The sequence below is a fragment of the Streptomyces sp. NBC_00525 genome (assembly GCF_036346595.1).
GTDB lineage: Bacteria > Actinomycetota > Actinomycetes > Streptomycetales > Streptomycetaceae > Streptomyces.
This window is the reverse complement of record NZ_CP107834.1, coordinates 6,089,683-6,105,769: the sequence shown is the minus strand read 5'-3', so window position 1 is coordinate 6,105,769 and position 16,087 is coordinate 6,089,683. Positions and strand designations below refer to the sequence as shown.

At 72.9% G+C, this 16,087-nt stretch carries 8 protein-coding genes; 6 read left to right on the top strand and 2 right to left on the bottom strand.

The window, feature by feature from the left end; genetic code table 11:
* Positions 1-29: 29 nt before the first annotated feature.
* The gene (gene yicI, locus OG710_RS26710; RefSeq protein WP_330241603.1) at positions 30-2,309 is read right to left on the bottom strand and encodes an alpha-xylosidase; all 2,280 of its coding nucleotides are present in this window, start codon (positions 2,307-2,309) and stop codon (positions 30-32) included.
* A 61-nt stretch (positions 2,310-2,370) separates the two neighbouring features.
* Positions 2,371-5,235: a glycoside hydrolase family 3 C-terminal domain-containing protein gene (locus OG710_RS26705; protein WP_330241602.1), complete on the bottom strand. Its 2,865-nt coding sequence runs from the start codon at positions 5,233-5,235 to the stop codon at positions 2,371-2,373.
* A gap of 523 nt (positions 5,236-5,758) precedes the next feature.
* Here OG710_RS26705 and OG710_RS26700 point away from each other — a divergent pair.
* The 6 genes from OG710_RS26700 (at position 5,759) to OG710_RS26675 (ending at position 16,066) form a co-directional block, all read left to right on the top strand.
* Positions 5,759-7,366, top strand: coding sequence for an extracellular solute-binding protein (locus OG710_RS26700; RefSeq protein ID WP_330242352.1), 1,608 nt, complete (start codon positions 5,759-5,761; stop codon positions 7,364-7,366).
* Between the two features lie 99 nt (positions 7,367-7,465).
* A complete protein-coding gene (locus OG710_RS26695; RefSeq protein ID WP_330241601.1) occupies positions 7,466-8,581 on the top strand; it encodes an ABC transporter permease in 1,116 nt (371 codons plus the stop codon).
* On the top strand, positions 8,578-9,540 hold the full coding sequence (locus tag OG710_RS26690) for a carbohydrate ABC transporter permease (protein WP_330241600.1): 963 nt from the start codon (positions 8,578-8,580) through the stop codon (positions 9,538-9,540). Before OG710_RS26695 ends, OG710_RS26690 begins: the two co-directional genes overlap by 4 nt.
* Positions 9,541-9,604: 64 nt before the next feature.
* Complete coding sequence (locus OG710_RS26685) at positions 9,605-11,845, top strand: WD40/YVTN/BNR-like repeat-containing protein (RefSeq protein WP_330241599.1); 2,241 nt, start codon at positions 9,605-9,607, stop codon at positions 11,843-11,845.
* Positions 11,846-11,864: 19 nt separating this feature from the next.
* Complete coding sequence (locus OG710_RS26680) at positions 11,865-13,841, top strand: beta-galactosidase (RefSeq protein WP_330241598.1); 1,977 nt, start codon at positions 11,865-11,867, stop codon at positions 13,839-13,841.
* A complete protein-coding gene (locus tag OG710_RS26675; protein ID WP_330241597.1) occupies positions 13,838-16,066 on the top strand; it encodes a glycosyl hydrolase family 95 catalytic domain-containing protein in 2,229 nt (742 codons plus the stop codon). Before OG710_RS26680 ends, OG710_RS26675 begins: the two co-directional genes overlap by 4 nt.
* Positions 16,067-16,087: the final 21 nt, after the last annotated feature.

Below are 16,087 nucleotides of genomic sequence, written 5' to 3'. Positions count from 1 at the left end.
CTCCCCGCCGCCCCGCCGGTCCGCTCGGGTCAGCCCAGCGGCACCGACACCGTTCCCGTGCCCTCGCCCGTGGCGCCCGTCGCCTCGGCGACCACGCGGTACGGGCGGTCGATGCGCTCGGAGGCGACGGTCAGGGTGTCCCCGTCGCGGGTCACCCGGAAGGTGGCGGCGGTGGCGCCCGTCAGGTCGGGCACGGTGACGGTCGTGCCGGCCGCGCCGGGGCCGTCGCCGAAGACGCGCAGCGTGAGCCCGTCGAGCCAGTCGGCGTCGGGGCGCTGGTCGTCGGCGCCCCAGGGCAGGACCGCGCCGGGGCGGACGAGGACCGGGAGGCTGTCGAAGCCGTGGGTCTCGTGGCGCCAGGCTGGGCCGGTGACCGTCTCGCCGGTCAGCAGGTGGGTCCAGGTGCCCTCGGGGACGTAGTACTCGACCTGGCCGTCCTCGCTGAAGACCGGGGCGACCAGCAGGTCCGGGCCGAGCATGTACTGCCGGTCCAGGGTGCGGGTGGCCGGGTCGCCGGGGAATTCGAGGAGCATGGGGCGCATGACCGGGACGCCGGTGCGGTGGGCCTCGACGGCCGCCCCGTACAGGTAGGGCATGAGGCGGTGCTTGAGGAGGGTGAACGCGCGGGCGACGTCCACCGCTTCCTCGCCGAACTCCCACGGCACCCGGTAGGACACGTTGCCGTGCAGCCTGCTGTGCGAGGAGAGCAGTCCGAAGGCGAGCCAGCGCTTGAAGACGGCCGGGTCGGGGGTGCCCTCGAAGCCGCCGATGTCATGGCTCCAGAACCCGAAGCCGGACAGGCTCAGGGACAGGCCGCCGCGCAGCGATTCCGCCATGGCGGTGAAGGAGGCGAAGCAGTCGCCGCCCCAGTGGACGGGGTACTGCTGGCCGCCGGCCGTGGCGGAACGGGCGAACAGGACGGCCTCGCCGTGGCCGCGTTCCTTCTCCAGGAGTTCGAAGACCGTGCGGTTGTAGATCTGGGCGTAGTAGTTGTGCATGCGCTCCGGGTCGGAGCCGTCGTGCCAGACGACGTCGGTGGGGACGCGCTCGCCGAAGTCGGTCTTGAAGCAGTCGACGCCCTGGTCGAGCAAAGCACGCAGTTTGCCGGTGTACCACGCGCGGGCGGCGGGGCTGGTGAAGTCGACCAGGGCCATGCCCGGCTGCCAGAGGTCCCACTGCCAGATGTCGCCATTGGGGCGGCGGACCAGGTGCCCGAGTTCGGCGCCCTCGGCGAACAGGGCCGACTTCTGGGCGATGTACGGGTTGATCCACATGCTGATGCGCAGCCCGCGTTCCTTGAGCCGGGCGAGCATGCCCTCCGGGTCCGGGAAGACGTCCGGGTCCCACAGGAAGTCCGACCACTGGTACTCGCGCATCCAGAAGCAGTCGAAGTGGAAGACGGAGAGCGGGATCTCGCGCTCCGCCATGCCCTCGACGAACGAGGTGACGGTCGCCTCGTCGTACGAGGTGCAGAACGACGTCGTCAGCCAGAGGCCGAAGGACCAGGCCGGGGGCAGGGCGGGGCGGCCGGTGAGCGCGGTGTAGCGGGCCAGGACCTCCTTGGGGGTCGGTCCGGCGACGATGTAGTACTCCAGCTCCTGGTCCTCGACGCTGAACTGGACCTGGCCCACCGACTCGGAGCCGACCTCGAAGGAGACCTTGCCGGGATGGTTGACGAAGACGCCGTAGCCGCGCGAGGAGAGGTAGAACGGGATGTTCTTGTAGGCCAGTTCGCTGCTGGTGCCGCCGTCCGCCTGCCAGATGTCCACGCTCTGGCCGTTCTTGACGTACGGGGTGAACCGCTCGCCCAGCCCGTAGACGTTCTCCCCGACGCCCAGGGCGAGTTGGGCGACCATGTGGTGGGAGCCGTCCGGGGCGGTGGCGAAGGCGGTGCCCTTGGGGTCGACGCCGGTCAGCCGGCGCCCCTCGGCGTCCAGGAAGGTGATGCCCCAGGGCCCCTCGGCGTCCATCCGCAGGGTCAGCGGGCCGCTGGTGAGTTCGGTGACGGTGCCGTCCCGCCGGGTGCGGGCGCCGGAGGCCGCCGGGTCGAGGCCGGGGAACGCGAAGTCCGGTCCCCGGCGGGCCTTCCCGGCGTGGTGGGTGGTGCGGACTCCGATGACACCCTCGGCCGGGGAGAAGCAGTCGACGGTGATGAGCGGGGTGTTGAGGGTGTCGCCGCGTGCGGCCACCCGTTTGACCGCGGCGTACGCGGTGAACCGGTCGGCGTCGACGCGCAGATCGCGGACCTCGGTCGCGTAGGAGGCGCGTACGCCCTCACGCATGAGCCAGAAGCCATCGGTGAACTTCATGCGGACTCCTTGCCGGGGGCAACTGGAGGGGGAGGAAGAGGGGGCCGGGCGGCGGTGCGGTTCACTCGCCGGCCCCGGTGAAGCCGAGCCGGGCCAGCCGGACCGTGCCGCGCAGGCCGACCCGCAGGTCGCGGACGCCCGAAGCGCTCAGCCCGGCCCGCAGGGCGCGGTACGCGTACGGTCCGCCGGTCGCGGGCACCGGGACGGTGACGGTGGTGCCGTCCACGGTGATCAGCACGGCCCCCTCGCCCGAGGCCAGGACCTCGACGCCGTCCGTGCCGGCGCCGAAGTCGCAGCGGCGGTAGAGCAGTTCACTGGGCTCGGCGGTGGCGGTGACCGCGTCGCCGTCCGTCTTGGCGCGGTCCACGATCGCGGTGCCGAGCTGCTCGTCGTAGTCGGCCGCCTCCAGACCGCGGTCCAGGACCGGGCGCGGCCCGGCCGGTTCGCCGTCGACGGTGACGACCGCGGTGAGGCGGATGTCCGCGCTGGAGGCGCCCGCCTGGATCTCGTACGCGCCGGGCTCGACGCTCCAGCGGCCGTGCGCCACGTCCCAGTACCCGAGCTCCTCGACCGGCACGGTGAAGGCGACGCGCTCCCCCGCGCCGGGTGCGAGCCGCAGCCTGCGGTGGCCGGCGAGCCGGCGCAGCGGCCGGGTGACGGACGGGGCGACGGCCCGTACGTACAGCTGGGCGACCTCGTCGGAGGCGACGGTGCCGGTGTTGGTGACGGTGAGCGCGACGCGCAGCACGGAGCCCTCGCGTTCGGCGGTCAGGTCGCCGTAGGTGAAGTCGCTGTACGTGAGGCCGTGGCCGAACGGGTAGAGCGGGGTGCCCTCGTAGTAGAGGTAGGTCTGGCGGGAGCCGATGATGTCGTAGTCGAGGAGGCCGGGGAGTTCCGCGTCGGAGGCGTACCAGGTCTGCGGGAGCCGGCCGGCCGGGGAGACGTCGCCGGCGAGGACGCGGGCGAGCGCGGTGCCCGCCGCCTGGCCGCCGTGGGCGGTCCACAGCAGGGCGGGCAGGGTGGCGGCGGCGTCGGGCAGCGCGTAGGGGTAGGCGGAGGTGACCGCCAGGACGGTGCGCGGGTTGGCGGCGTGGGCGGCGCGCCAGAGGCGTTCCTGCTGGGCGGGCAGGTCCAGGGTGGTGCGGTCCTCGGTCTCGCGGCCGTTGATGTGCGGGTCGTTCCCGGCGACCACGATCACGGTGTCGGCCGCGGCGGCGGCGCGGGCGACGGCGTCCTCGCCGCGCTCGGTCACCTCGATCTCGAAGACGGTTCCGGCGGCGGCCGGATCGTCTCCGTCCGGGGCGGCAACCTTTACGCCGTCGGCGGCGACTGAGACATACCCACCCGTTCCGATGTGCAGAAGGCGGTGACCGCCGGCATGACCTTCCACCGCTTCCCGACGGAAGGTCTCCTGGACGACCCAGCCGCCCGGTTCGTCCGCGGAGGCGCGTACCCGGCCGTCCTCGGCGACGGACAGATAGCGGCCCGCCGGCTCCCGCAGGGTGATGACACCGTCGCCCCAGTCCACGAGCGCCAGCTCGGACGGGGTGTCGGCGCAGACCAGCGGGGGCAGGTCGGTGCGGCCGGCGAGGAGCGCCGGGTCGAGTGCGCCCTCGGCGCCCTGCGCGGCGGCGGTGTCCGGGTCCGCCTCGGGGATGTGCAGCCAGCCGTCCGCGCACTTGATCCGGATCAGATCGGCGCCCTCGGCGTGCACCACGCGATCGGCGCCGAAGCGTTCGCGCAGTCCGTCGAGCGGGGTGGAGCGGTGCATCAGGGTGCCGCTGTACCAGTCGAGCTTGCAGGCGTCCGCGAGGAGTCCGACGACGGCGACGGTCCGGCCGGCGGCCGGGTCGAGCGGGAGGAGCCCGTCGTTCTTGAGGAGGACGACCGCCTGTTCGGCGGCCTCCAGCGCGAGCGCCCGGTGCTCCTCGGTGTCCAGGGCGGTGGTGTTCGCGTACGGGTCCAGCTCCGGGTCGAACTCGCCGAGGGCGAAGCGCATGTGGAGCAGGCGGCGGACGGCGGTGTCGATGTCGTGCTCGTCGAGCAGGCCGCGCTCCAGGGCGCCCTTGACGCGGGCGGTGATGACGGTGGGGTCCTGGCCGTGGTCGGTGAAGCTGTCGACGCCGGCGCGCAGGGCGGCGGCGGTCGCCTCCTCGTGGGTGTCGAAGTAGTGCTCGGAGTCCACCAGGTTGGTCGGCGCGCCGGCGTCGGAGCAGACGACCAGGGGCTGTTCGGTCCAGGTGCGCAGCTGCCGGGACAGCAGCGGCGAGACGTGGTTGGGGCGGCCGTTGACCAGGTTGTAGGCGGGCATCACGCCGGCCACCGCGCCCGCGCGTACGGCGTCGCGGAAGGCGCGCAGGTCGTATTCGTGCAGGACCCTGGGGCGGACCGAGGAGGACGAGGTGTCGCGGTCGGTCTCGTTGTTGTGGGCGAGCCAGTGCTTGAGGACCGGGGCGGTGCGCCAGTAGTGCGGGTGGTCGCCGCGCAGGCCGCGCGTGTAGGCGACCGCGATGGCGGAGGTGAGGCCGGCGTCCTCGGAGTACCCCTCCTCGCCGCGCCCCCACAGCGGGTGGCGCAGCAGGTTGACGGTGGGGGCCCAGACGTTGAGGCCGACACGGTCGTCGTGGGCGCGCTTGGCGCGGACCTCGTTGCCGACGGCTTCGCCGACGCGGCGCACCAGTTCGTCGTTCCAGGTGGCGCCGAGGCCGACGGCCTGCGGGAAGACGGTGGCCGGTCCCATCCAGGCGACGCCGTGCAGGGCTTCCTGGCCGGTGCGGAAGGCGCCGAGGCCGAGCCGGTCGACGGCCGGGGCGAACTGGTGGAGCATCGCGACGCGCTCGTCCGGCGTGAGCCGCTGGAGCAGATCGTCGACGCGCTTGGCGAAGGGCAGCCGCGGGTCGCGGAAGGGCTGCGGTTGTTCCGTCACGTACGGGTCCTTCTTCAAAGGTGGGAGGTCTGGGGGTGCCGGCGCATCGTGCGGGCCCGGAAGGAGCCTCGGACGATCTTTCGAAGCGCTTCGATGCTCGATGGCCAACCCCGCGCGTGTCAAGGGGCGGTGGGCGGCCTCCGCTTTCGGCGCGGCCGCTTCTCCCCGGGAAACGGTTCGGAAACGGGTCGGAGGAATCCGGCAACGAACTCTTGTGCCACACAGACCCTTCACTTAACCTCGCTGCAACATCGAAGCGCTTCGACGGAGTTTCGATGGGGCGCCCGGCGCCCTTGGTATTCCGGGACGGCGACACTTTCTGCCGCCTCCCTGTTGAACCGCTTCACCTGGGGCCGGTGACACCGGCCCGGCCAGCAACGCTCCACCTCAGACACAGGAACCGATCGGCGGTCGCCCCGCCGCGTGTCGTCCTGGTGCGCCTCGAAGGGTTGACGCAATGACGCCGAATTCCTCCCCCTCCGCCACGGCCCCGAGCCGGAGAAGCTTCCTCGCCACCGGCGCGGTGGCGGCCGTAGCCGTGGCCGGCGGGGTGCCGCTGCTCGCCGCGTGCGGCGGTTCCGGCTCCGGCTCGTCGGGCAGGGAGGGCACGACCTCGGGCAAGGCCCTGAAGAAGGTCGTGCCGAGCTATGCCCCGCTGAACCTGGTCGAGCCGGACGTGCCCGGCGTCAACGGTTCGAGCCCCGGCTACACCAAGCTCCCGGACCCGCTGGCCAAGTCGGTGAAGTCGGTGCCGGGCAAGGGGTCGGAGTTCCGGGTGATGACCCCGCTGTGGGGCACGGTCCCGAAGAAGAACAACCCGTACTACAAGGCCGTGAACGAGGCCGTCGGCGCCACCCTCGACTTCGACCCGCAGGACGGCAACACGTACCAGGAGAAGATCGGCGCGGTCCTCGCCGGTTCGGAGATCCCGGACGTCATGACCATCCCCGGCTGGAACATGCAGGGGCAGATCCGCAACGCCATCACCGCCAAGTTCGCCGACCTCTCCCCGTTCCTGGCGGGCGACGCCGTCAAGAAGTACCCGAACCTGGCGAACATCCCCACCGGCGCCTGGCAGTACTCGGTCTTCGGCGGCAAGCTGCGCGGCCTGCCCATGCCGACGCCGATCATCGGCAACGCGATCTTCTACCGCAAGGACCTCATCGGCTCCGGCGCCCTCCCGGCGAGCGCCGACGACCTGCTGGCCTTCGGCAAGGAGTACACGGCCCCCCGGAAGAAGGTGTGGGCCTTCGACGACCTGTGGGTCTGCATCCAGAAGATCTTCGGCCTGCTCCCGGACGCCCCGCACTACTGGCAGCTGGAGGACGGCAAGCTCGTCCACAAGATCGAGACGAAGGCGTACCGCGAGGCGCTGGCCTTCGCCCGCAAGCTCCACGACGGCGGGTACGTCCACCCGGACGCCGAGGCCAACAAGGACGCCGACGCCAAGATCCGCTTCACCAGCGGACGGGTCGTCATGTACAACGACGGCACCGGCGGCTGGAAGGGCATGGTCACCGAACAGGCGGGCGTGAACCCGAAGTTCGAGATGCAGGCGCTGGACTTCTTCAACCAGGACGGCGGCAAGCCGCTGCTGTGGCAGGACGACCCGGCGGGCATCTTCACGTTCCTCAGCAAGGACCTGCCCAAGGAGAAGATCGAGGAGTTCCTCGGCATCGCCGACTACGCGGCCGCGCCGTTCGGCACCGAGGAGTTCATGCTCACCAACTACGGGGTCAAGGGCACCCACTACACGATCAAGGACGGCACCCCGACGTACACGCCGCAGGGCGTCGAGGAGGCCCAGCCCTCCACGTTCCTGTTCGTCGCCTCGCCGCCCACCTCGATCGCCTACCCGGACCAGCCGCAGCTCGCCAAGGACTACGCGGGCTGGATGGCGCGCCAGGCGCCGCACGTCAAGAAGCCCCTCTTCTTCGGCATGCAGGTCGTCGAGCCGCAGCGCTACGCCTCCCTGTACACGCCGTTCGACGACCTCCAGAAGGACATCCGGCGCGGCCGCAAGAAGGTCGGCGACGTCGACGACGCGGTCAACACCTGGAAGAAGAGCGGCGGCGACAAGCTGCGCGCCTGGTACCAGGACATTCTCGACAAGAACGGCTCCGGCAACTGACGCGTACGGCACACACCGTCCGTACGCACACGAGGGAAGGGGCCGCCGGGCGCACCGGCCCGGCGGCCGTGGTCAGAAGCACGACATGGGGAGCACAGGGTGAAGTCACGGGCCACGGTCGCGGCCGACCCGGACCGGACCGCCGGCGGGGCCAACGCCCCGGCGGGCGGCAGCGGCACCGGGGACGGTGACGGCGGGAAAACGGGGGACGTCCCGGCGGGCAGGTCACGCGCGGGCGGCCCGCGCGCCTCCCGGAGGGACAAGGGCGGCGGACAGGCGGATTCCGGCGCGCGGGCGGGCGGCATCACCTGGCGTCAGCGGCTGCGGCGCGACCGCACCCTGATCCTGATGACCACGCCGGCCATCGTGCTGCTGCTGATCTTCAACTACATCCCGCTGCTCGGGAACATCGTGGCCTTCCAGGACTACGACGTGTACGACCTGGGCATCACGGGCAGCCCGTTCATCGGGTTCGACAACTTCACCCGGATCTTCGAGGACTACCGCTTCTGGGAAGTCCTCGTGAACACGCTGGTCATCTTCGTCACCCAGCTCGTCCTCTTCTTCCCCATCCCGATCGCCATCGCGCTCCTGCTCAACACGATCATGAGTGCGCGGGTCCGGGCCTGGGTGCAGGCCATCGTCTACCTGCCGCACTTCTTCTCCTGGGTGCTCGTCGTCACCGTCTTCCAGCAGATGTTCGGCGGCGCCGGACTCGTCGCCCAGTGGCTGCGCGAGCACGGCCACGAGGGCTTCGACCTGATGACCGATCCGGGCTTCTTCAAGTTCCTGGTCAGCGCGCAGGCCGTGTGGAAGGACGCCGGGTGGGGCGTCATCGTCTTCCTGGCCGCGCTCGCCGCCGTCAACACCGATCTGTACGAGGCCGCCGCCGTGGACGGGGCCGGCCGCTGGCGCCGCATGTGGCACGTCACGCTGCCCGCGCTGCGCCCGGTGATCGCCCTGCTGCTCGTCCTGCGGGTGGGCAGCGCGCTCAACCTCGACTTCGAGCAGATCCTCCTCCAGCGCGACCAGGTCGGCGCCGGGGCCTCGGAAATCCTGGACACCTACATCTGGTGGACGGGCATCAAGACCGGTGACTTCGGCTACGCGGCCGCCGCCGGCATCTTCAAGGGACTGTTCAGCGTCGCCATGGTGCTGGGGGCCAACAAGGTCGCCCACATGCTGGGCGAGCAGGGGGTGTACTCCAAGAAATGACAACTCTCCTGAACCGGCCGGCGGAGCCGGCCGAACGCACCGAGACCCGCCTCCAGCGCGCCCTGCGGATGGAACCGCGCCCCGTGTGGGAGGAGGAGCCCACCAAGGCGGGCCTGGCCTTCAAGGGCTTCGGCCTGGTCGCTATCTGCGCCGTCATCATCATCCCGATCTGGGTGGTGCTGGTGACCAGCCTCTCCGACACCAAGGCCATCAACGAGGCCGGTGGCCTGGTCGTCTGGCCGAAGCACATCACCTTCGTGGCGTACAAGGAGCTGCTGAGCGGGGGCGCGGTGACCCGCGCCGCCGCCGTCAGCGTCGGCCTGACCGTCGTCGGTACGGCGGTGAGCATGGCCGTCTCGATCCTGTGCGCGTACGGGCTCAGCCGCCGCGACTCCTACGCGCACCGCCCGCTGCTGATGACGCTGATGGCGACCATGTTCTTCGGCGCCGGCCTCATCCCGACGTATCTGCTGGTCACCGGCATCGGACTGAGCAACAGCTACTGGTCGATGATCCTGCCCAGCGCGATCAGCGTGTTCAACGTGCTCGTGCTGCGCGGCTTCTTCATGGACACCGCGCCCGAACTCATCGACGCCGCCCGCATCGACGGGGCCGGCGAGTGGCGCATCCTGCTCCAGATCATCATGCCGCTGTCCCGCGCGGTGATCGCCGTGATCTCGCTGTTCTACGCGGTCGGCTACTGGAGCCAGTGGTTCAACGCGATGCTCTACATCCAGGACAGCGAGAAGTACCCGCTCCAGATGATCCTGCGTCAGCTGGTCCTCCAGCACCAGGTGCCGCCCGGCGCCATGGGCGCGGCCGTCAGCAGCGGGCAGATCAACAGCCTGGCCGTGCAGATGGCCGTCATGATCCTGGCCCTCATCCCGGTCGCGGTGCTGTCGCCGTTCGTCCAGAAGCACTTCCAGAAGGGCATGCTCACCGGCGCCGTGAAGGGCTGAGCCCCCGCGCCCCGCCGCCCCTCCCCCTCGCCCCTCCCCCACCGCTGTACGGAAGGTGTCCGCCATGCGCGCTTCGTCCGCGCCCACGCCCCGCCGCAGAACCGTGCTCGCCTCGGCCGCCGTCGCCGCCGCCGCGACCGCCCTCCCGGTCGCCGCACCCGCCGCCGCCCACGGCCGCCGCCCCCACGACGACCACCGGCCCCACCGCTGGCGGACCGCCGCCATCGGCGGCACCGGGTTCGTCACCGGGCTGCTGTTCCACCCCGCGGTGAAGGGCCTCGCCTACGCCCGCACCGACATCGGCGGCGCCTACCGCTGGGACGCCGCGAAGGCCCGCTGGACCCCGCTCACCGACCACATCGGCTGGGACGACTGGAACCTGCTCGGCATCGAGGCCATGGCCGTCGACCCGGCCCACCCCGACCGCCTCTACCTGGCCTGCGGCACCTACGCGCAGTCCTGGGCCTCCCCCGGCGCCGTGCTGCGCTCCGATGACCGGGGCGCGACCTGGAAGCGGGCCGACCTCACCGTCCGCCTCGGCGCCAACGAGGACGGGCGCGGCGCCGGCGAGCGCCTGCTCGTCGACCCCCGCGACAGCTCGACGCTCTGGCTCGGCACCCGGCACGACGGGCTGCTGCGCTCCGCGGACCGGGGCGCGACCTGGGCCCCGGCCGCCTTCCCGGCCACCCCGTCACCGGCCGGGCAGGGCGTGACGTTCCTGGTCGCGGCGGGCCGCACGGTGTACGCGGGCTGGGGCGACGGCGGCGGCGCGCTGTACCGCACCGACGGCCGGGGCGGCTGGGAGGAGGTGCCCGGCCGGCCCTCCGGCAGCGCGTCGGTGAACGTGCCGGTGCGGGCCGCGTACGACGCGCGCGGCCGGGCGCTGTACGTGACGTACGCGGACGCGCCGGGGCCCAACGGGCAGTCGGACGGCGCGGTCCACCGCCTCGACACGGTCACGGGCGCCTGGAGCGACGTCACCCCGGTGCGCCCCGACGCAGTGGCAGGCGACGGCTTCGGGTACGGCGGAGTCGCCGTGGACGCGCGCCGCGCGGGCACCCTCGTCGTCACCACCAACAACCGCTGGGGGCGGATCGACACGGTGTTCCGCTCCGCGGACGGCGGCGCGAGCTGGACCTCGCTCAAGGACACCGCCGTCCTGGACGTCTCCGAGACCCCGTTCCTGCGCTGGGGCGGCACCCCCAAGTTCGGCTGGTGGATGCAGGCCGTCGCCGTCGACCCCTTCGACTCGCACCACATCGTGTACGGGACCGGCGCGACGATCTACGGCACCCGCGACCTCGTCCACTGGGCGCCGGAGATCCGGGGCCTGGAGGAGTCCTCGGTGCGCTTCCTGATCGCCCCGCCCGGCAAGGGCGCCCGCCTGCTGAGCGGTCTCGGCGACATCGGCGTGATGTACCACGAGTCGCTGACCGCGTCCCCGTCGCGCGGGATGGCCGCCGACCCGGTGTTCGGCACCGCCACCGGCCTGGCGCTCGCCTCGCTCAAGCCGTCGTACGTGGTGCGCACCGGCTGGCCGTCCGGCTCCGACGCCGCCGGCGCCTACTCCGAGGACGGCGGCCGCAGCTGGCGGCCGTTCGCCTCGCAGCCCGCCATCGCCCCTTCCGCGCCGGGCCCGATCGCGGTCTCGGCGGACGGCTCGACGCTGCTGTGGTCGTTCGTCCACTGGGACGGCACGAAATACCCGGCGCACCGCTCCACGGACGGCGGCCGGACCTGGGCCGAGGTGGCCGGCTTCCCCAAGGGAGGCACCCCGGTGGCCGACCCGCTCGACCCCCGGCGCTTCTACGTGTACGACACCGACACGGGCGCCGTGTTCCTCTCCCGCGACGGTGGCGCGACCTTCGTCCGGGGCGCGGCCGGACTGCCCTCCGGCGACGCCCAGTTCAAGGTGGCGGCGGCGCCCGGCCGCACCGGGGACCTGTGGCTGTCCGCGAAGGACAACGGGCTGTTCCGGTCGACGGACGGCGGGCGCACCTTCGCCGCCGTGCCCGGCTGCCAGGCGTCGCACGCGCTGGGCTTCGGCAAGGCGGCCCCGGTGCGCGGCCGCAGGCGGCCCGGCGCGGGCTACCCGGCGGTCTTCCAGACCGGCAGGGTGTCGGCGACGTACGACGGCGTGGCGGTGCTGCGTTCCGACGACTCCGGCCGCACCTGGGTCCGGATCAACGACGACTCCCACCAGTGGGGCTGGACCGGTGAGGTGATCACCGGCGACCCCCGCGTCCACGGCCGTGTCTATCTGGGCACCAACGGCCGCGGCATCCAGTACGCAGACCCTCGGTAAGAAACGGACGGGAGACGCCATGCCGTCCCTGCGCGACGCGGTCCGCGGCCGCATCCTCTTCGGAGGCGACTACAACCCCGAGCAGTGGCCCGAGGAGGTGTGGGAGGACGACGTCCGGCTGATGAAGGAGGCCGGCGTCAACTCCGTCACGCTCGGCGTCTTCTCCTGGGCGAGGATCGAACCCCGCCCAGGAGCCAGGGAGTTCGGCTGGCTGGACCGGCTGATGGACCTGATGCACAGCCACGGCATCGGCGTCGTGCTCGCCACGCCGACCGCGTCCCCGCCGCCCTGGATGGGGGCGCGGCACCCGGAGACCCTGCCGCGCGCCGAGGACGGCTCGATCGTCTGGTACGGCTCACGCCAGCAGTTCTGCGCCAGTTCCCCGGTCTACCGCCGCTATGCCGCCGCCCTCACCGAGGACCTGGCCGCGCGGTACGCCGGGCATCCGGCGCTGACCATGTGGCACATCAACAACGAGTACTGCACGCACTGCTGGTGCGACGAGACGGCGGCGCACTTCCGCCGCTGGCTGCACGAGCGGTACCGGACACTCGACGCCCTCAACGAGGCGTGGGGCACGGCCTTCTGGAGCCAGCGCTACGACGCGTGGCCGGAGATCCTGCCGCCCCGCAAGGCGCAGTACATGAAGAACCCGGCCCAGGTGCTGGACTTCAAGCGGTTCACGTCTGACGCGCTGAAGGAGTGCTACACGGCCGAGCGGGACATCGTCGCCCGGCACACCCCGGACATCCCGGTGACGACCAACTTCATGCCGCTGTGGTCGGGCCAGGACGCCTGGGCGTGGTCGGCCGAGGAGGACGTCGTGTCGGTCGACATCTATCCGGACCCGCGCGACGCGTGGGGCGGGCAGTACAACGCGATGATCGCCGACATGACGCGGTCGCAGGCCGCCGGGCCGTGGATGCTGATGGAGCAGGCGGCGGGCGCGGTGAACTGGCGGCCCGTCAACCGGCCCAAGCCCGAGGGGCTGAACCGGCTCTGGTCGCTGCAGGCGGTGGCGCGCGGCGCCGACGCGGTCTGCTACTTCCAGTGGCGGCAGTCCCGGCAGGGCTCGGAGAAGTTCCACTCGGGGATGCTGGGCCACGCCGGTGAGCACGGCCGCGCCTTCCGGGAGACCCGCCGGCTGGGCGCCGAACTCGCCGCGATCGGGCCCGCCGTGTCCGGCGCCGGAGTGAGCGCCCGGGTGGCGGTGCTGCACGACTGGGACGCCTGGTGGGCGGGCGCCCAGGAGGGCCTCCCGTCCGCGCTGCTCGACTACGCGGAGGTGATCCGGCACTGGCACCGGGCGCTGTGGGAGAGCGGCACGGCAACGGACTTCGCCCGCCCCGACGCCGATCTCGGCGGGTACGCGGTGGTGGTCGTCCCACACCTCTACCTGCTGGACGACGCGGCGATCGACAACCTGGTGGCGTACGTGCGCGGCGGCGGGCGGCTGGTGTGCGGCTTCTTCAGCGGGGTCGCGGACCGGGACGACCGGATCAGGCCGGGCGGGATGGACGCCCGGCTGCGCGAGCTGTTCGGCATCGGCATCCTGCACGAGTGGTGGCCGCTGGAGGCGGACGAGGCGGTGGAGTGCGACGGCTTCCGGGGCACCCTGTGGTCCGAGGAGCTGGAGGCCGCCGAGGACGCCGAGGTGCTGGCGACCTACCGCGACGGCGAGCTGGCCGGGCTCCCGGCCGTGCTGCGCAGGGGCCGCGCGACCTATGTGTCCACCCTGCCGGAACCCGCCGCGCTGCGCTCCCTGCTGGCCGGCGTCGTCCGCGAGGCCGGGGTGGAACCGGTGCTGGCCGGACTGCCCGAGGGGGTGGAGGCGGTGCGCCGGGGCGAGCTGCTGTTCCTGCTGCACCACCGCCGCGAGATGGTCACCGTGGCGGTCCCCGGCACCTACGAGGACCTGCTGACCGGCCGGTCCGTGGTGGACCGGATCGCGCTCGGCCGCTACGGCGTCGCCGTGCTGCGGAGCACCGCGCCGTGACCGTACGCACCGACATCGACGGCACCTGGGAGCCGCGCCCGGCCGCCCGCTGGGAGGACGCCTTCCTGGCGGGCAACGGCCGGCACGGCGCGATGGTGTACGGGGACCCGGCCGACGACCGGGTGATCGTCAACCACCACACGCTGGTGCGGCCCAACGGCAGCGAGCACGTCCGACCGCCCGAACTCGCGGACCGGCTGGGCCGGTTGCAGAGCGCCCTGCTGGCCGGGGACACCACGGCGGCGGAGCGTTTCGGCGCGGGCCGGCCGCTGGTGTGGGTGCAGCCCTTCCACCCGGCGTTCCAGACCCGGCTGCGGCCCGCGCCGGGCAACGCCGCCCCCGCGGTGGCCGACCCGGCGTCCGGCTACCGCCGCGCGGTCCGCTTCGGCACGGGGGAGATCACGGCCGGCTGCGAGACCTGGCGCAGCCGGGTCTTCGTCTCGCGCGCGGACGACGTGATCGTGCAGCACGTCACCGGGCCCGGGCTCGCCGTGGACGTCGTCCTGGACCACGCGCTGCCGGGCGCCCCGCCCCGGCTGGCCGTCGGCCGCAGCACCGTCCTCACCCCGGACGGCGCCCGGCTGACGCTGCGCGCCGGCTACCCCGACAGCGACCTCGGGTACACCGGTCTGACCGTGCTCCGCGCGGAGGGCGGGCGGGTGTCGGTGGCGGGCGAGGGCGTCCGGGTCGAGGGGGCCAGGAGCCTGCTGCTGCTGACGCGGGTGCGCCGGCACGCGGGCCGGGTCGACCCGGCGGCGGAGTGCGCCGGGCTGCCGGACGGCGACTACGCCGCGCTGCTCGCCCGCCACGCGGCCCTGCACCGGCCGGCGTTCGAGCGGGCCGCGCTCACCCTGGACGCGGACCCGGCCGAACGCGCGCTGCCCGGCAGCGAACTGGTGCGGCGCCCGGACAGTCCGGCGCTCCTGGAGCGGCTGTGCGCGGCAGGGCGCTACCACCTGCTGTCCGCGTCCGGGATGCTGCCGCCCCGGCTGACCGGGCTGTGGACGGGCGACTGGGACACCGCCTGGTCGGGGGCGTTCACCACCAACGCCAACCTCAACCTCCAGATCGCCTCGGCCGCGGCCGCGGCGCTGCCCGAGGTGTCCGAGGCGCACGCCGCCCTGGTGTACGGGCAGCTCGCGGACTGGCGGGACAACGCGCGGGCGGTGTTCGGGGCGCGCGGGATCGTGGCCCCTTCGCACACGGACGGCGAGTCCGGGCACACCCGCCACTACCAGCGCGCCTACCCGCTGCATCTGTGGACGGCCGGGGCGGACTGGCTGCTGGAGCCGCTGATCGAGCACGCGGAGACGACGGGGGCGGAGGACCCCCGGCTGACCGCCGCGCTGCACGAGACCGCCCTGTTCTACGAGGACTTCCTCACCCGGACGGGCCCGGACGGGCGGGTGGCCGTGGTGCCCTCGTACTCGCCGGAGAACCGGCCCGCCAACGCGAGCTGGGGCACGGTGAACGCGACGATGGACCTGGCGGCGGCCCGGCACGCGCTGACCGCGTCCGCCGACCGCGCACCGGGCGACCCGGCCTCGGAGCGCCGCCTCGCGCTGGCGGAGCGGCTCGCGGACTACCGGGTCAACGAGGACGGGGCGCTGGCCGAGTGGGCGTGGCCGGGCCTGGCGGAGACGTACGACCACCGCCATCTGAGCCACCTGTACCCGGTGTGGCCGCTGGACGCGGTCAACCCGTACGACACGCCGGGGACGGCGGCCGCCGCGCACCGGGCGCTGGAACTGCGGGGCGCCGAGAACGACTCGGCCCACGGCCATCTGCACCACGCGCTGGTCGCGGCGCGGCTGCGGGACGGGGCGCGGGCCTCGGCGGCGGTCCGGTCGGTGCTGGCGGGCGACTTCTTCCACGACTCGCTGATGAGCGCCCACTATCCGGGGCGCGATGTGTACAACGCGGACGCGGCGCACGCGCTGCCGGCCGCCGTGATCGAGTCGCTGGTCCAGTCGACCCCGCACCGGCTGGTGCTGCTGCCCGCGCCGCTCGCGTCCTGCCCGAGTGGCGAACTGCGCGGGGTGCGGACCCGGTTCGGTGCCGGGCTCGATCTGCGCTGGTCGGCGGACGGCGGTGCGCGGGCGGTGCTGCGCCCGGACCGGGACGCGCGGATCGATGTGCGTACGGGGGCGGGCGCCGCGCCGTGCGTCGCGGCGGTCGAGCTGACGGCCGGGGTGGAGCTGGTCCTGGAGATCGGCCCCCGGTGAGGTCACGCGGACGAGCCGGCC

Coding starts and splice junctions, on each gene's coding strand:
- yicI (WP_330241603.1), bottom strand. CDS start 2,309: ATGAAGTTCACCGATGGCTTCTGGCTCATGCGTGAGGGCGTACGCGCC.
- OG710_RS26690 (WP_330241600.1), top strand. CDS start 8,578: ATGACAACTCTCCTGAACCGGCCGGCGGAGCCGGCCGAACGCACCGAG.
- OG710_RS26685 (WP_330241599.1), top strand. CDS start 9,605: ATGCGCGCTTCGTCCGCGCCCACGCCCCGCCGCAGAACCGTGCTCGCC.
- OG710_RS26680 (WP_330241598.1), top strand. CDS start 11,865: ATGCCGTCCCTGCGCGACGCGGTCCGCGGCCGCATCCTCTTCGGAGGC.